The 14,376-nt window shown below is 55.3% G+C and carries 9 protein-coding genes; 6 read left to right on the top strand and 3 right to left on the bottom strand.

The window, feature by feature from the left end:
• The first annotated feature begins 3 nt into the window (after positions 1–3).
• The 3 genes from JKP81_RS10540 (at position 4) to JKP81_RS10530 (ending at position 5,151) form a co-directional block, all read left to right on the top strand.
• Positions 4–2,436, top strand: coding sequence for a formate C-acetyltransferase/glycerol dehydratase family glycyl radical enzyme (locus JKP81_RS10540; protein WP_200551681.1), 2,433 nt, complete (start codon positions 4–6; stop codon positions 2,434–2,436).
• A 486-nt stretch (positions 2,437–2,922) separates the two neighbouring features.
• A complete protein-coding gene (locus JKP81_RS10535) occupies positions 2,923–3,738 on the top strand; it encodes a Cof-type HAD-IIB family hydrolase (RefSeq protein ID WP_200551680.1) in 816 nt (271 codons plus the stop codon).
• Between the two features lie 153 nt (positions 3,739–3,891).
• A complete protein-coding gene (locus JKP81_RS10530) occupies positions 3,892–5,151 on the top strand; it encodes a DUF1479 domain-containing protein (protein ID WP_200551679.1) in 1,260 nt (419 codons plus the stop codon).
• Here the strand turns inward: JKP81_RS10530 and JKP81_RS10525 are convergent.
• A complete protein-coding gene (locus JKP81_RS10525; protein ID WP_200551678.1) occupies positions 5,148–6,221 on the bottom strand; it encodes a LacI family DNA-binding transcriptional regulator in 1,074 nt (357 codons plus the stop codon). The two genes, JKP81_RS10530 and JKP81_RS10525, sit on opposite strands and share 4 nt — an antisense overlap.
• Before the next feature lie 298 nt (positions 6,222–6,519).
• On the opposite strand from JKP81_RS10525, the gene JKP81_RS10520 reads away from it, so the two are divergent.
• Both JKP81_RS10520 and JKP81_RS10515 read left to right on the top strand, forming a co-directional pair.
• Entirely contained in the window at positions 6,520–7,821 is a 1,302-nt protein-coding gene (locus JKP81_RS10520; RefSeq protein ID WP_200551677.1) for an MFS transporter, read from the top strand.
• 15 nt (positions 7,822–7,836) lie between these two features.
• Complete coding sequence (locus tag JKP81_RS10515; protein ID WP_200551676.1) at positions 7,837–10,203, top strand: TIM-barrel domain-containing protein; 2,367 nt, start codon at positions 7,837–7,839, stop codon at positions 10,201–10,203.
• 683 nt (positions 10,204–10,886) lie between these two features.
• Here JKP81_RS10515 and JKP81_RS10510 read toward each other — a convergent pair.
• On the bottom strand, positions 10,887–12,479 hold the full coding sequence (locus JKP81_RS10510) for an ABC-F family ATPase (protein WP_065368942.1): 1,593 nt from the start codon (positions 12,477–12,479) through the stop codon (positions 10,887–10,889).
• Between the two features lie 208 nt (positions 12,480–12,687).
• Between JKP81_RS10510 and ldtB the strand changes: the two genes are divergently transcribed.
• The gene (gene ldtB, locus JKP81_RS10505; protein WP_200551675.1) at positions 12,688–13,608 is read left to right on the top strand and encodes a L,D-transpeptidase; all 921 of its coding nucleotides are present in this window, start codon (positions 12,688–12,690) and stop codon (positions 13,606–13,608) included.
• 46 nt (positions 13,609–13,654) lie between these two features.
• On the opposite strand, the gene JKP81_RS10500 is transcribed toward ldtB, so the two are convergent.
• Positions 13,655–14,371, bottom strand: coding sequence for a GntR family transcriptional regulator (locus tag JKP81_RS10500; RefSeq protein ID WP_200551674.1), 717 nt, complete (start codon positions 14,369–14,371; stop codon positions 13,655–13,657).
• Between the last annotated feature and the right edge of the window lie 5 nt (positions 14,372–14,376).

Below are 14,376 nucleotides of genomic sequence, written 5' to 3'. Positions count from 1 at the left end.
ACCATGACCACGCTGCAACTCAACACCCTGACCGATCGTATAAAAAACCATAAAACCGCGCTGGTGCACATTGTGAAGCCACCGGTTTGCACCGAGCGCGCCCGGCATTACACGCAGATTTATCAGCAAAATTTGGACAAACCGCTGCCGGTACGCCGCGCGCTGGCGCTGGCGCATCACCTGGCCGAGCGCACTATCTGGATCAAACATGACGAGCTGATTATCGGTAATCAGGCCAGCGAAGTGCGCGCCGCGCCGATTTTTCCGGAATACACCGTTTCATGGATCGAAAAAGAGATCGATGAGCTCGCCGACCGCCCCGGCGCTGGCTTTGCGGTTAGCGAAGAGAACAAACGCGTGCTGCATGAGATTTGCCCGTGGTGGCGTGGCCAGACGGTGCAGGATCGCTGCTACGGCATGTTTACTGACGAACAAAAAGCGCTGCTGGAAACCGGCATTATCAAAGCCGAAGGCAATATGACGTCTGGCGACGCGCACCTGGCGGTGAACTTCCCGCTGCTGCTGGAGCTTGGCCTCGACGGGCTGCGCCACAAAGTAGATGAGCGCCGGACGCGCATCAACCTGACGGTGCTCGACGATCTGCACGGTGAGCAGTTCTTAAAAGCGATTGATATTGTGCTGGAAGCCGTCAGCCTGCATATCGAACGCTTTGCCGATCTGGCGCGTCAAATGGCCGGGGAAGAGACGCGGCAAAACCGCCGCGATGAGTTGCTGGCGATGGCGGAAAACTGCCTGATTATCGCCCATGAACCGCCGCGCACCTTCTGGCAGGCGTTGCAACTCTGCTACTTTATCCAGTTGATTTTGCAGATTGAATCCAACGGGCATTCGGTCTCTTTCGGACGCATGGATCAGTATCTTTATCCGCACTATCGTCGCGATGTTGAATTACAACAATCTCTGCCCCGCGAACAGGCCATTGAGTTACTGCACAGTTGCTGGCTAAAGCTGCTGGAAGTGAACAAAATTCGCTCCGGTTCCCATTCAAAAGCCTCGGCGGGCAGCCCGCTATATCAGAACGTCACCATTGGCGGCCAGCAGTGGCATAACGGTGAAGCGCGCGACGCGGTTAACCCGCTCTCCTACGCAATTCTGGAATCCTGCGGACGCCTGCGTTCTACCCAGCCGAACCTGAGCGTGCGTTACCACGCCGGCATGAGCAACGACTTCCTTGATGCCTGCGTGCAGGTGATCCGCTGCGGCTTCGGTATGCCCGCGTTCAATAACGATGAAATTGTTATTGCGGAATTCATCAAGCTCGGTGTCGAACCCGCGGACGCCTACGATTACGCGGCCATTGGCTGCATTGAAACTGCCGTTGGCGGCAAATGGGGCTACCGCTGCACCGGCATGAGTTTTATCAATTTTGCCCGCGTGATGCTGGCAGCGCTGGAAGGTGGTCGCGATGCCACCAGCGGCAAAATCTTTCTGCCTCAAACCCAGGCGCTGTCGGCGGGGAATTTCAACGCATTCGATGAGGTCATGCACGCCTGGGACCGACAGATTCGTTATTACACCCGTAAATCGATTGAGATTGAGTACGTGGTCGACACCATGCTGGAAGAGAACGTGCCGGATATTCTCTGTTCCGCGCTGGTCGATGACTGCATTGAACGGGCGAAAAGCATTAAACAAGGCGGCGCGAAGTATGACTGGGTGTCCGGTTTGCAGGTGGGGATTGCCAACCTGGGTAACAGCCTCGCGGCGGTGAAAAAGCTGGTCTTTGACCAGGGTGTTATCGGGCAACAACAACTGGCACAGGCGCTGGCAGAGGATTTCGATGGCCTGACGCACGAACAGTTGCGCCAGCGGCTGGTTAACAGCGCGCCGAAATACGGCAACGATGATGACAGCGTAGATACGCTGCTGGTACGCGCCTATCAAACCTATATTGATGAGCTGAAGCAGTATCACAACCCGCGTTACGGTCGCGGCCCGATCGGCGGTAATTATTACGCCGGAACCTCGTCTATTTCCGCGAACGTGCCGTTTGGCGCGGCAACCATGGCGACACCGGATGGTCGCAAAGCGCATACGCCGCTGGCGGAGGGCGCAAGCCCGGCGTCCGGCACCGATCATCTGGGGCCGACGGCGGTGATAAGTTCCGTGGGTAAATTACCGGTGGAAGCGATTCTCGGCGGCGTGTTGCTGAACCAGAAACTGAATCCGTCGACGCTGGAAAATGAGAGCGATAAGCAAAAGCTGATGGTGCTGCTGCGCACGTTCTTCGAGGTACATAAAGGCTGGCATATTCAGTACAACATTGTGTCGCGCGAAACGCTGCTGGAGGCGAAGAAACACCCGGATCAGTATCGCGATTTGGTGGTGCGCGTCGCCGGCTATTCCGCGTTCTTCACCGCCCTGTCGCCAGATGCGCAGGACGACATTATCGCCCGAACTGAACATACCTTATAAAGCGATGGCCGGGCTTTCCCACAAAGCCCGGTCTACTTTTCGTCTGCCGAAAATAGAAACTCCGTCAGTTACTTTCCAGCCCCACACCTGCGAAACCCAAAGGACTTTTTCGCTTTTCCCGGCTGTTTAACCTATGGATTTCGGATTGCAGGAAGGCGGCAAGGCGGTAAGTCCCCGGGAACTTACATCAGTAAGTGACCGGGGCGCACCGCCGCAGCCAACACACCTGCAGTTCGAAAGACGACGGTTAAACGCGCTTACATCAGTAAGTGACCGGGCCGCACCGCCGCAGCCAACACACCTGCAGTTCGAAAGACGACGGTTAAACGAGCTTACATCAGTAAGTGACTGGGCCGCGCCGCCGCAGCCAACAAACCTGCAGTTCGAAAGACGACGGTTAAACTTTCGAATGAAATAAAATTTGTGCTTCCCCTCACATTATCTCTAGAATGTTTCTCGTCGCAGTTACATTCAGGAGTTCTATGTATGACCGTCAAAGTTATCGTTACCGATATGGACGGAACCTTCCTTGATGACGCCAAGCAGTACGATCGCACACGATTTATGGCGCAATTCGAGCAGCTTCGTCAGCGGAATATTGAATTCGTTGTCGCCAGCGGCAACCAGTATTACCAGCTGATCTCCTTCTTCCCGGAGCTGAAAGAGACCATTTCGTTCGTCGCGGAAAACGGCGCGCTGGTGTATGAGCACGGTCAACAGTTATTCCACGGTGAGCTGACCCGCCACGAAGCGCAAGTGGTGATTGGCGAGCTGTTAAAAGACAGCAGCCTCAACTTTGTTGCCTGCGGCCTGGAAAGCGCGTACGTCAGCGAAAACGCCCCGGCTGAGTTTGTCGACCTGATGTCGAAACACTATTACCGTTTAAAGCCAGTGCGCGATTTTCAGCACATTGACGATACCTTGTTCAAGTTTTCGTTGAACTTGCCGGACAGCGACATCCCGCAACTGATCGACGCTCTGCATGTCTCGCTTGACGGCATCATGAAGCCAGTCACCAGCGGCTTTGGTTTTGTCGATTTGATAATCCCTGGTCTGCATAAAGCTAACGGCATTACGCGCCTGCTTAAACGCTGGGGCATCTCACCGCAACAGTGCGTTACCATTGGCGACAGCGGTAACGACGCGGAAATGCTGCGCATGACCGATTTTTCGTTCGCCATGGGCAACGCCAGCGACGCCATTAAAGCTATTGCCCGTCATCAGACCGATGACAATAACCACCAGGGCGCGCTGAATGTGATTCAGGCCGTGCTTGATAACACCGCACCATTCAATCGCTGATCCCCCGCCGGAGCACCCGCTTCGGCCCTTTCTGCTGCTAATTTTCCGCTTTGTGCCACGCATCAAGTTTTTAAACTTGCATTAACTTATTTTTAACTTATTTTATCATTTGTAAGTTAAATAACTTTCGAATGAAAGAATGTGAGGTACAACATGGCTTTTACCAGTGAAACGCTGCCCACCGATCACAAAGCATCGATCCGTCAGATGAAACAGCAACTGCGCGCGCAAATCGGCGATGTACAGCAGGTATTTAACCGCCTGAGTGAGCAGATTGCCGCCCGCGTAGCCGATATCAATGCCCTTAAAGCTCAAGGCAAATCCGTGTGGCCACAACTCGCCTACAGCGACATTGCGCAAGGCAAGGTCAGCGAGGCGCAGCGGGCGCTGATCAAGCGGCGCGGTTGTGCGGTCATTAAGGGGCATTTTCCGCGTGAGCAGGCGCTGGGCTGGGATCGCTCAATGCTGGATTACCTCGACCAAAACCATTTTGATGAGGTGTACAAAGGACCTGGTGACAGCTTCTTCGGCACGCTGGAGGCCTCGCGTCCGGAAATCTATCCCATTTACTGGTCGCAGGCGCAAATGCAGGCGCGCCAAAGTAACGAAATGGCCGCCGTGCAATCCTTCCTTAACCGACTGTGGCGCTTCGAGAGTGAAGGCCAGCAGTGGTTCGACCCGGATGTGAGCGTTATCTACCCGGATCGCATTCGCCGCCGTCCGCCGGGAACCACCTCGAAAGGCCTCGGCGCGCATACGGATTCCGGCGCGCTGGAGCGCTGGCTTCTCCCCGCTTACCAGCGTGTGTTTGCCAGCGTGTTTAACGGCAAATTTGAGGAATATGACCCGTGGAATGCGGCGCACCGTACCGAGGTGGAAGAGTACACGGTGGATAACACCACCAAATGTTCGGTGTTCCGCACCTTTCAGGGCTGGACGGCGTTGTCGGATATGATCCCCGGCCAGGGGTTGCTGCACGTGGTGCCGATCCCGGAAGCGATGCCGTATATTCTGCTGCGCCCGCTGCTCGATGATGTACCGGAAGATGAACTGTGCGGCGTAGCGCCAGGGCGGGTATTACCGGTTTCGGAGAAGTGGCATCCGCTGCTGATGGAAGCCCTGAGCAGCATTCCGGCGCTGGAAGCCGGGGATTCCGTGTGGTGGCACTGCGATGTGATCCACTCGGTTGCGCCGGTGGAAAACCAGCAAGGCTGGGGCAATGTGATGTACATTCCCGCCGCGCCGCTGTGCGCGAAAAACCTCGCGTATGCGCGCAAAGTGAAAGTGGCGCTTGAGCAAGGTGCTTCGCCGGGCGATTTCCCGCGTGAGAACTACGAAAGCGACTGGTCAGGCCGCTTTACGCTGGACGACCTGAATATTCACGGTAAGCGCGCGCTGGGTATGGACGTTTAGGCATCGTACAACCCTTCTCGCTCCACGGCGGTACGTTGTTGCCCGGGACGTATCCGCCGTACCGATTCGCGCACCGCAAGCGTACCGTTGAGTAACAGCGAACCGGTGGTGGCCTGCGGTCGGATCAAACGCTGTTGCAGCAGGTGTACCGCCTCTACACCCAATTCATCACGCGGGACATGCACTGCGGTGAGCGGCACATCCTGAATCGCCGCCAGATTAAAGGCGTCAATGCTCATCACCGAGACATCCTGCGGCACGCGCAGCCCACGCTGCTGGAGCGCATGAACCGTGCCTTCCGCCATAAAATCGCCCCCGACGAGAAAGGCGGTAGGCGGTGATTTATGCGCCGGATCATCAAGCCACTCCCCTACCCGCATCCCCGCTTCTTTGGCACTAAAACTGGGGACGGTGATCAGATCCCGCTTACTTTGGAAACGCAGATTGCGCCGCTGCCAGGCTTCTTTGATGCCCGCCAGGCGCAGATCCATGGTATAGCGACGCAGGCACATCACATTCACCACCTCGCGGTGACCCATCTCAAACAGATAATTGGCAGCAAACTCGCCGATCGTGCGGTGATCCGGCGCGATGGAAGGCAAACGCATACGCCCGTCACGGCAGTTGATTAGCACGCAGGGTTTACCCATATCGGCCGCCAGGTCATGAATATGCGGATCATCAATGCCCAGCAGGATCGCCGCCTGGGTTTCCGGTGCGTTCATGCGCGCGAGAAATTCATTGGCGTCGCTGTCCAGCTCTTCCAGCGCGCAGTAGCGCAGCCGCACTTCATGGGGTGCCAACGCTTTGTTAATGCTCTGGATCACACGGTAATAGAAGATATCGGAACGCTCATCAAAGGCCCGCTGCGGTGCGAAAACAATCAGGTTATTCAGCAGCAGCCGCCCGGCGGCAATCCCCTCCATCACCCCCAGCTCACGCGCGCAGGCCAGCACTGCTGCACGTGCTTTTTCACTGGTATTGGCTTTGCCTGCCAGCACACGGGAAACCGTGCTGGTCGACAGGTTGGTGCGCAGGGCAATTTCGTTGATTTTGAGCTTTTTATCCATTCTGTGATCTTGCTCCGTTTCCGAAATGGGAAAATTTTCATGAATCGAAAAGCCTGATATTCATGACACCAATGCAAGTCTGCCGCATATCATCACTGATTGATGAGAATTCTTGCACAAAATCCGCTTTAGCTGCCGATTTTTCTCGCCTAACGTAAACGTGTCATACAACTTCCATACTAGTTGTAGGAACAATAACCAAAAAAACGCAGATAAATCATCACGCAAACCTGTGCGGTATAACAACTCCGCAAGAGTTTGCCCCGACTTCCCTACAAGAAGATATGCGGAGAAAAGAATGAGCCAGGGGATCAACAATGAAATGGCGGCCAGCAAAAGCCGCCGGATAGTGAAAAACTTACGCTGGTGGGTATTAGTGCTGTTCTTATTCGGCGTGACGGTGAACTACATCACCCGTAACTCGCTGGGGATTCTGGCACCGGAATTAAAAACCAGCCTCGGCATCACCACTGAACAATATTCGTGGATTGTCGGCGCGTTTCAGCTGGCTTACACCATTTTCCAGCCGCTGTGTGGCTGGCTGATTGACGTGATTGGCCTGAAAGTCGGCTTTATGGTGTGCGCCATCATCTGGGCGCTGGCCTGTATTTTCCACGCCGGCGCAGGCAGTTGGGTCCATCTGGCGATTTTGCGTTTCACCATGGGCGCATCGGAAGCAGCGGCAACCCCCGCCAACGCCAAAACCATCGGCGAGTGGTTCCCGAAATCAGAACGCCCGGTGGCTGCCGGTTGGGCAGGCGTGGGTTTCTCGATTGGCGCCATGCTGGCTCCGCCTATTATCTACTTCGCTCACGCCTCATTTGGCTGGCAGGGCGCGTTTATGTTTACCGGTGTGCTGGCGCTGCTGTGGGTGATCTTGTGGTGGGTGTTTTACCACAACCCGGATAAACACCCGAACCTCAGTAAAGACGAGCTGGCCTTTATTCAGCAGGATAATGAACCACCAGCGGTCAAACTGCCCTTCTTTACCGCCCTGAAAACCGTCTCGAAAAACAAACGCTTTTACGGTATTGCCATCCCGGCATTTATGGCAGAACCGGCCTGGGCAGTGCTGAGCTTCTGGGTGCCGCTCTATCTGGCAAAAGAACACGGTATGGATCTGAAACAGATCGCCATGTTCGCTTGGCTGCCGTTCCTCGCCGCCGATCTCGGTAGCGTCGCCAGCGGTTACCTGACCAAACTCTATACCCGCTGGTTTGGCTGCACCCGCGTGAATTCGGTGGTTGCCAGCTCGGTGACCGGCGCGTTTTTGATGATTTCACTCGCCGCTGTCGCCATCACCCGCGATCCGTACCTCACCATTGTGCTGATTTCGATTGGCGGTTTTGGCCACCAGATCATCTCCTGCATGTTGAGCGCGCTGGTGGTGGAGTCCTTCGATAAAGGCCAGATGGCGACGGTGAACGGCATGCGCGGCTCGGCGGCGTGGATCGCCAGCTTCCTCTTCTCACTGCTGATTGGCGTTACCGCCGACAAAATTGGTTTCAACCCGCTGTTTATTGCCATGGGTTTCTTTGACCTGATTGGCGCTTGTTTCCTGGTAGCATTTATTGCTGAACGACGCGCAAAACGCGCCTGATTGTGGATGTCTGATATGAAAACCCTGAAGAACTGGACGTTACAAAAACAAGCAGCTCATCATGTTGAGCTGCTGGTGGACGGGCAACACACCTTGTGTCTGTATGTGCTGGAAGAGAACTTATTCCGTGTGCTGCTCAAGCGTAAAGGTGAGCTGGCGCTGGACAGAACGTGGAGCATTGCGCCGAAAGATGACGTGCCGTGGGAAGGCCGCTCGCGTGACGATCTGTCGGGTTTTAGCCTGCCGCAATGGTCGCTGGCGCAACAGCAAGAGACATTAACTATTGAGAGCGCAAAACTGCGCGTCACCGTGCATCAACCGCTGTGGCTGGAGTGGCACTACCGCAACGACGCGGGTGAGTGGCAATGGCTGGCGAGCGATCGCCCGACCAGCGCGTATCTGGTTAACGCCCATGGCGACGGCGTGGCGCATTATCTCAGCCGTAAAAAAGAGGAGCGTTTCTACGGCCTCGGCGAGAAAGCGGGTAATTTGCAACGTACCGGCCAGCGCTACGAAATGCGCAACCTCGATGCGATGGGCTATAACGCCGTCAGCACCGATCCGCTGTACAAACATATTCCGTTTACCCTCACCCGCCGCGACGATATCAGCTACGGTCTGTTTTATGACAACCTGAGCAGTTGCTGGCTGGATCTGGGTAACGAGATCGATAACTACCACACCGCTTATCGCCGCTGGCAAGCGGAAGCGGGCGATATTGATTACTACATTTTTACCGGCGCGCGTGCGCTGGATGTCACCAAAGCGTTTGTGCGCCTCACCGGGAAAACGCTGTTCGGCCCGAAATGGAGCCTCGGTTATAGCGGCTCAACCATGCATTACACCGATGCGCCGGATGCGCAAAACCAGTTGATGAACTTTATTCGTCTGTGCGAAGAACACGCCATTCCGTGCGATTCGTTCCAGCTCTCATCCGGCTACACCTCGATTAACGGCAAGCGCTACGTCTTTAACTGGAACTACGACAAAGTGCCGCAGCCGAAAGTGATGAGCCAGGCGTTTCACGATGCGGGCCTGAAACTGGCGGCAAATATCAAACCCTGTTTGTTGCAGGATCATCCGCGTTATAGCGAAGTGGCGGAGCGCGGTCTGTTTATTCGTGATTCCGAAACCGATGCGCCGGAACGTTCCAGTTTCTGGGATGACGAAGGCTCACACCTCGACTTTACCAACCCGCAGACTGTCGCCTGGTGGCAGGAAGGCGTGTCCACGCAGTTGCTGGAGATGGGGATCGATTCGACCTGGAACGATAACAACGAATTTGAAGTCTGGGACGGCGAAGCCCGCTGCCACGGTTTTGGCCAGGAAATTGCCATCAAGCATATTCGCCCGGTGATGCCATTGCTAATGATGCGCGCCTCAATGGAAGCGCAGCAACGGTTTGCTCCGCAAAAGCGCCCGTACCTGATTTCCCGTTCCGGCTGCGCCGGGATGCAGCGTTATGTGCAGACCTGGAGCGGCGATAACCGCACCAACTGGGACACATTGCGCTACAACATCCGCATGGGCGTGGGCATGAGTTTGTCCGGTTTGTATAACGTCGGTCACGATGTCGGCGGTTTTTCCGGCGATAAACCGGATGCGGAGCTGTTTGTGCGCTGGGTGCAAAACGGTGTAATGCATCCGCGTTTCACCATCCATTCGTGGAATGATGATCACACGGTAAACGAACCGTGGATGTACCCGGCGATCACGCCGTCGATTCGCAGCGCGATTGAGTTACGCTACCGCCTGCTGCCCTATCTCTACACGCTGCTGTGGCAGGCACATGCCGACGACGAACCGATGCTGCGCCCGACGTTCCTCGATCACGAACATGACGAGCAAACATTTGAAGAGTGCGACGACTTCCTGCTTGGCCGCGATCTTCTGGTGGCAAGCGTCGTCGAACCCGGCCAGCGCGAGCGCCGCGTCTGGCTGCCTGCCAACGACACCGGCTGGTACGATTTTTACACCGGTTGCTGGTATGCGCCTGGCCAGTGGGTGACGCTGGATGCGCCGCTGGAAACGCTGCCGCTGCTGGTGCGTGCCGGTGCCGGTCTGCCACTCAGCGATCGCATCAGGCATGTCGATGCCAACGCGGATACCACGCGTGAGCTGCACCTGTTCCCGGTGAAAGGCACCGGGCGTTCAAACGGCTTGCTGTTTGAGGACGATGGTGAGTCATGGGGTTATAAAGAGGGCAATGCGCTCTGGCTGGAGTGGGAAATGGTTTGCTCGGGCAGCACCATTAATTTACAGATCCACGCACGCGGCGACTATCGCCCGGCGTGGCAAGCACTGAAAGTGGCGCTGCCTGCAGGTGAAAAACGCCAGTTGTTAATTAATGGCGTTGCGGCCAGCGAGTGGGCCTTTGCTTAATGTGAAAAGCCCGGTAGCCGTGTGCTTACCGGGCTTGCTTCTCTTATGTACCGGGCCATTTCACGCAACAGGAACGCAGCAAATCTGAGTAGCCCCGGGAGTTTATTCAGATAAATAGCCGGAGTAAGAAAGCGCAGCCAACGCATCTGTGACGTGGGGAGGACGGTAAATGATTTACCTAAGTATTTCACGCGACAGGAAGGCGGCAAACCTGAGTATCCCCGGGAGATTACACAAGTAAGTGACCGGGGGACGAAAGTGCAACCAACGCACCTGTCGCGTGCAAGAAGACGGTAAAGCATTTACCTAAGTATTTCACGCGACAGGAAGGCGGCAAACCTGAGTATCCCCGGGAGCTTACACAAGTAAGTGACCGGGGGACGAAAGTGCAGCCAACGCACCTGTCGCGTGCAAGAGGACGGTAAAGCATTTACCTAAGTATTTCACGCGACAGGAAGGCGGCAAACCTGAGTATCCCCGGGAGCTTACACAAGTAAGTGACCGGGGGACGAAAGTGCAGCCAACGCACCTGTCGCGTGCAAGAGGACGGTAAAGCATTTACCTAAGTATTTCACGCGACAGGAAGGCGGCAAACCTGAGTATCCCCGGGAGCTTACACAAGTAAGTGACCGGGGGACGAAAGTGCAGCCAACGCACCTGTCGCGTGAAAGACGACGGTAAATTTATTCGATACCTTTACTACGCAGATAATCCTCATAATTCCCTGAGAAATCCACCACGCGCTGCGGCGTAATCTCAATCACGCGGGTTGCCAGCGAGCTGACAAATTCACGGTCGTGGGAAACGAAGATCAGCGTACCCTGATACATCTCCAGCGCCATGTTCAGCGATTCGATGGATTCCATATCCAGGTGGTTGGTCGGTTCGTCCATAACGAGGATGTTCGGTTTTTGCATCATCAGCTTGCCGAACAACATGCGGCCTTTTTCACCACCAGAGAGCACTTTCGCCGGTTTCTTGATATCGTCCTGGCTGAACAGCAGGCGACCGAGGATGCTGCGCACTGCTTGTTCGTCATCGCCTTCCTGTTTCCACTGGCTCATCCAGTCGAAGACAGTCAGATCGTTATCGAAATCTTCGGCGTGATCCTGCGCGTAGTAACCGATCTGCGCGTTTTCAGACCATTTCACCGTGCCGTTATCAGGCTCAAGCTCGCCCACCAGCGTTTTCAGCATGGTGGATTTACCCACGCCGTTCGCACCCAGGATGGCGATCTTCTCGCCCACTTCCAGCAGCATGTTGAAGTTTTTAAACAACGGGCCTTCATCAAACCCTTTAGTAAGGGCTTCCACTTCCAGCGCGTTACGGAACAATTTCTTGTCCTGTTCGAAGCGGATAAACGGGTTCTGACGACTGGAAGCCTTAACCTCTTCCAGCTTAATTTTGTCGATCTGACGTGCACGGGAGGTCGCCTGGCGAGATTTAGAGGCGTTTGCGCTAAAGCGGCTGACGAACGATTGCAAGTCAGCGATCTGCGCTTTTTTCTTGGCGTTATCCGCCAGCAGACGTTCGCGCGCCTGCGTCGCCGCCGTCATGTATTCGTCGTAATTGCCCGGATAAACACGCAGCTCGCCGTAGTCGAGATCCGCCATGTGCGTACAGACCATATTGAGAAAGTGGCGGTCGTGCGAAATGATAATCATGGTGCTGTCACGTTCGTTCAGCACCTGCTCCAGCCAACGAATGGTGTCGATGTCCAGGTTGTTGGTCGGTTCATCGAGCAGCAGAATGTCCGGGTTGGCAAACAGCGCCTGCGCCAGTAACACACGCAGTTTCCAGCCGGGGGCGATTTCGCTCATCGGGCCGTAGTGCTGCTCAACCGGAATGCCGACGCCGAGCAGCAGTTCGCCCGCACGCGCTTCCGCCGAGTAACCGTCCATTTCGCCATACTGCACTTCGAGGTCGGCCACTTTGTAGCCGTCCTCTTCGCTCATTTCCGCGAGGCCATAAATACGGTCGCGTTCCTGTTTCACTTCCCACAGTTCCGCATGGCCCATGATCACCGTGTCGAGCACGCTGAACTCTTCAAAGGCGAACTGATCCTGGCGCAGCTTACCGATGCGCTCATTCGGATCGAGGGAAACGTTACCCAGCGTCGGCTCTAAATCGCCGCCGAGGATTTTCATAAAGGTGGATTTACCACTCCCGTTAGCCCCGATCAGGCCGTAACGGTTGCCGCCGCCAAATTTGACGGAGATATTTTCGAACAGCGGCTTGCTGCCGAATTGCATGGTGACGTTGCTGGTGACTAACACAGAGGTATCCTGAAATATGTGACAAACACCCTATTATGCCACAATTCCGAATTAGATTCCTGCCTGGTGTCAGGGCACTAAACTGCAAGCAAAGGGAAAAAAGTGTGATTTCGTACACATCTGAATTCCCTGGACGGTGGAATGCACATATAATGCGCTTCCTGCATTCTCAACCCAACGGCCTGTGTGGCAATAAGTCTTGCATAAGATGAACATGAAATTAACCACCCTTTTAGCGGCGGCGTTTGCTGTCGTGGGATTTTGCAAAAGCGCGTCTGCTGTAACATATCCGCTGCCGACTGATGGCAGTCGTCTGATCGGTCAGAACCAGGTCGTCACTATTCCGGAAGGCAATAACCAGCCGCTGGAATATTTTGCGGCTGAATATCAAATGGGTCTGTCCAACATGCTGGAAGCAAACCCGGGCATTGATGCCTACCTGCCGAAAGGCGGCACTGTGATGAACGTTCCACAGCAGCTGATCCTGCCGGATACGGTTCACGAAGGGATCGTGATCAACAGTGCGGAAATGCGCCTCTACTACTATCCGAAAGGCACCAACACGGTGATCGTGCTGCCAATCGGTATCGGTCAGTTGGGTAAAGACACCCCGATTGCCTGGACCACCAAAGTAGAACGTAAGAAAAACGGCCCAACCTGGACACCGACGGCGAAAATGCACGCGGAATACGCAGCGATGGGACAACCGCTGCCGCCAGTTGTGCCAGCAGGCCCGGATAACCCGATGGGTCTGTACGCGCTCTATATCGGCCGCCTGTACGCCATTCACGGCACCAACGCTAACTTCGGTATCGGCCTGCGCGTGAGCCACGGCTGTGTGCGTCTGCGTAACGATGACATCAAATTCCTGTTCGAAAACGTGCCGGTCGGTACGCGCGTACAGTTTATTGATGAGCCGGTAAAAGCGACCACCGAACCGGATGGTAGCCGCTACATCGAAGTTCACAACCCGCTGTCGACCACGGAAGCGCAGTTCACCGGTGGTGAGATTGTACCGATTGCGCTGACCAAAGCGGTGCAGACCGTGACCAACCAGTCTGATGTTGATTCAAACGTGGTTGATCAGGCAATTCAGAACCGTTCCGGTATGCCGGTTCGTCTGAACTGATTACGGTTGATAGCATAAAAAAGCGGAGCAATGGCTCCGCTTTTTTTTACCCGTGATTCACCACAATAATGCCACCGTGATCGTAACGGTAATGACAATGGGCATATTCCAGCGGCGTGCCATCCTCCAGATAAATCACCTGCTCCACTTCCAGCACCGGATCGGTCTCTTCGCAATTCAGATACTGCTTATCCTCCGCCCAGGGTTTTAAGGCGCGCACAATGCGGTATGAACCCATAATCTTCAGCGCCAGATCGTCCTGCACATAGCGAAATACAGAGCTTTCCAGATGCCCGCGGTTTAACCCCGGCACCAGATTCACCGGCATCAACGTAAACTCCAGCGACATCGGTTCACCTTCCAGCAATCGCAGGCGAATAAAGTCATACACCGGGTCATCCGGCCCCACCAGCAGCGAGGCCTGCTCCTTTTCCGTGGGGAAACGCAACTCGAAGCGGATGATTTTACTGGTCACTTCGCCGACGTTTTCCCAGGTTTTGGTCGCACCGAAATAGTCGCTACCGGGCAGATCCCAGCGCGACAATTGCAGGAAATTCTTGCGGATAAACGTGCCCTGTCCCTGACGGGTATAAACCAGCCCTTCAACAATCAGCTGGCGCATTGCCTGCTGAATGGTCATCCGGCTGGTGGCAAATTCCGATGCCAGCGCGAACTGATCCGGCAACGGCGCGCTGGCGGCGTACTGCTGGCTGAGAATGCGCCGCTTAATTTCACGCGCAATAGTGATGTATTTTGCCGCCATAGCCT

The organism is Kosakonia sp. LAM2021 (genome assembly GCF_016620385.1).
In the GTDB taxonomy this organism is placed as follows: domain Bacteria; phylum Pseudomonadota; class Gammaproteobacteria; order Enterobacterales; family Enterobacteriaceae; genus Kosakonia; species Kosakonia sacchari.
The sequence above is the reverse complement of the archived record's forward strand: the minus strand, read 5'-3'. Positions and strand labels throughout refer to the sequence as shown.

Excerpts from the sequence above, each read along its gene's own strand:
- JKP81_RS10540 (WP_200551681.1), top strand. The coding sequence starts at position 4 with ATGACCACGCTGCAACTCAACACCCTGACCGATCGTATAAAAAACCAT.
- JKP81_RS10535 (WP_200551680.1), top strand. The coding sequence starts at position 2,923 with ATGACCGTCAAAGTTATCGTTACCGATATGGACGGAACCTTCCTTGAT.
- JKP81_RS10530 (WP_200551679.1), top strand. The coding sequence starts at position 3,892 with ATGGCTTTTACCAGTGAAACGCTGCCCACCGATCACAAAGCATCGATC.
- JKP81_RS10525 (WP_200551678.1), bottom strand. The coding sequence starts at position 6,221 with ATGGATAAAAAGCTCAAAATCAACGAAATTGCCCTGCGCACCAACCTG.
- JKP81_RS10520 (WP_200551677.1), top strand. The coding sequence starts at position 6,520 with ATGAGCCAGGGGATCAACAATGAAATGGCGGCCAGCAAAAGCCGCCGG.
- JKP81_RS10515 (WP_200551676.1), top strand. The coding sequence starts at position 7,837 with ATGAAAACCCTGAAGAACTGGACGTTACAAAAACAAGCAGCTCATCAT.
- ldtB (WP_200551675.1), top strand. The coding sequence starts at position 12,688 with ATGAACATGAAATTAACCACCCTTTTAGCGGCGGCGTTTGCTGTCGTG.
- JKP81_RS10500 (WP_200551674.1), bottom strand. The coding sequence starts at position 14,371 with ATGGCGGCAAAATACATCACTATTGCGCGTGAAATTAAGCGGCGCATT.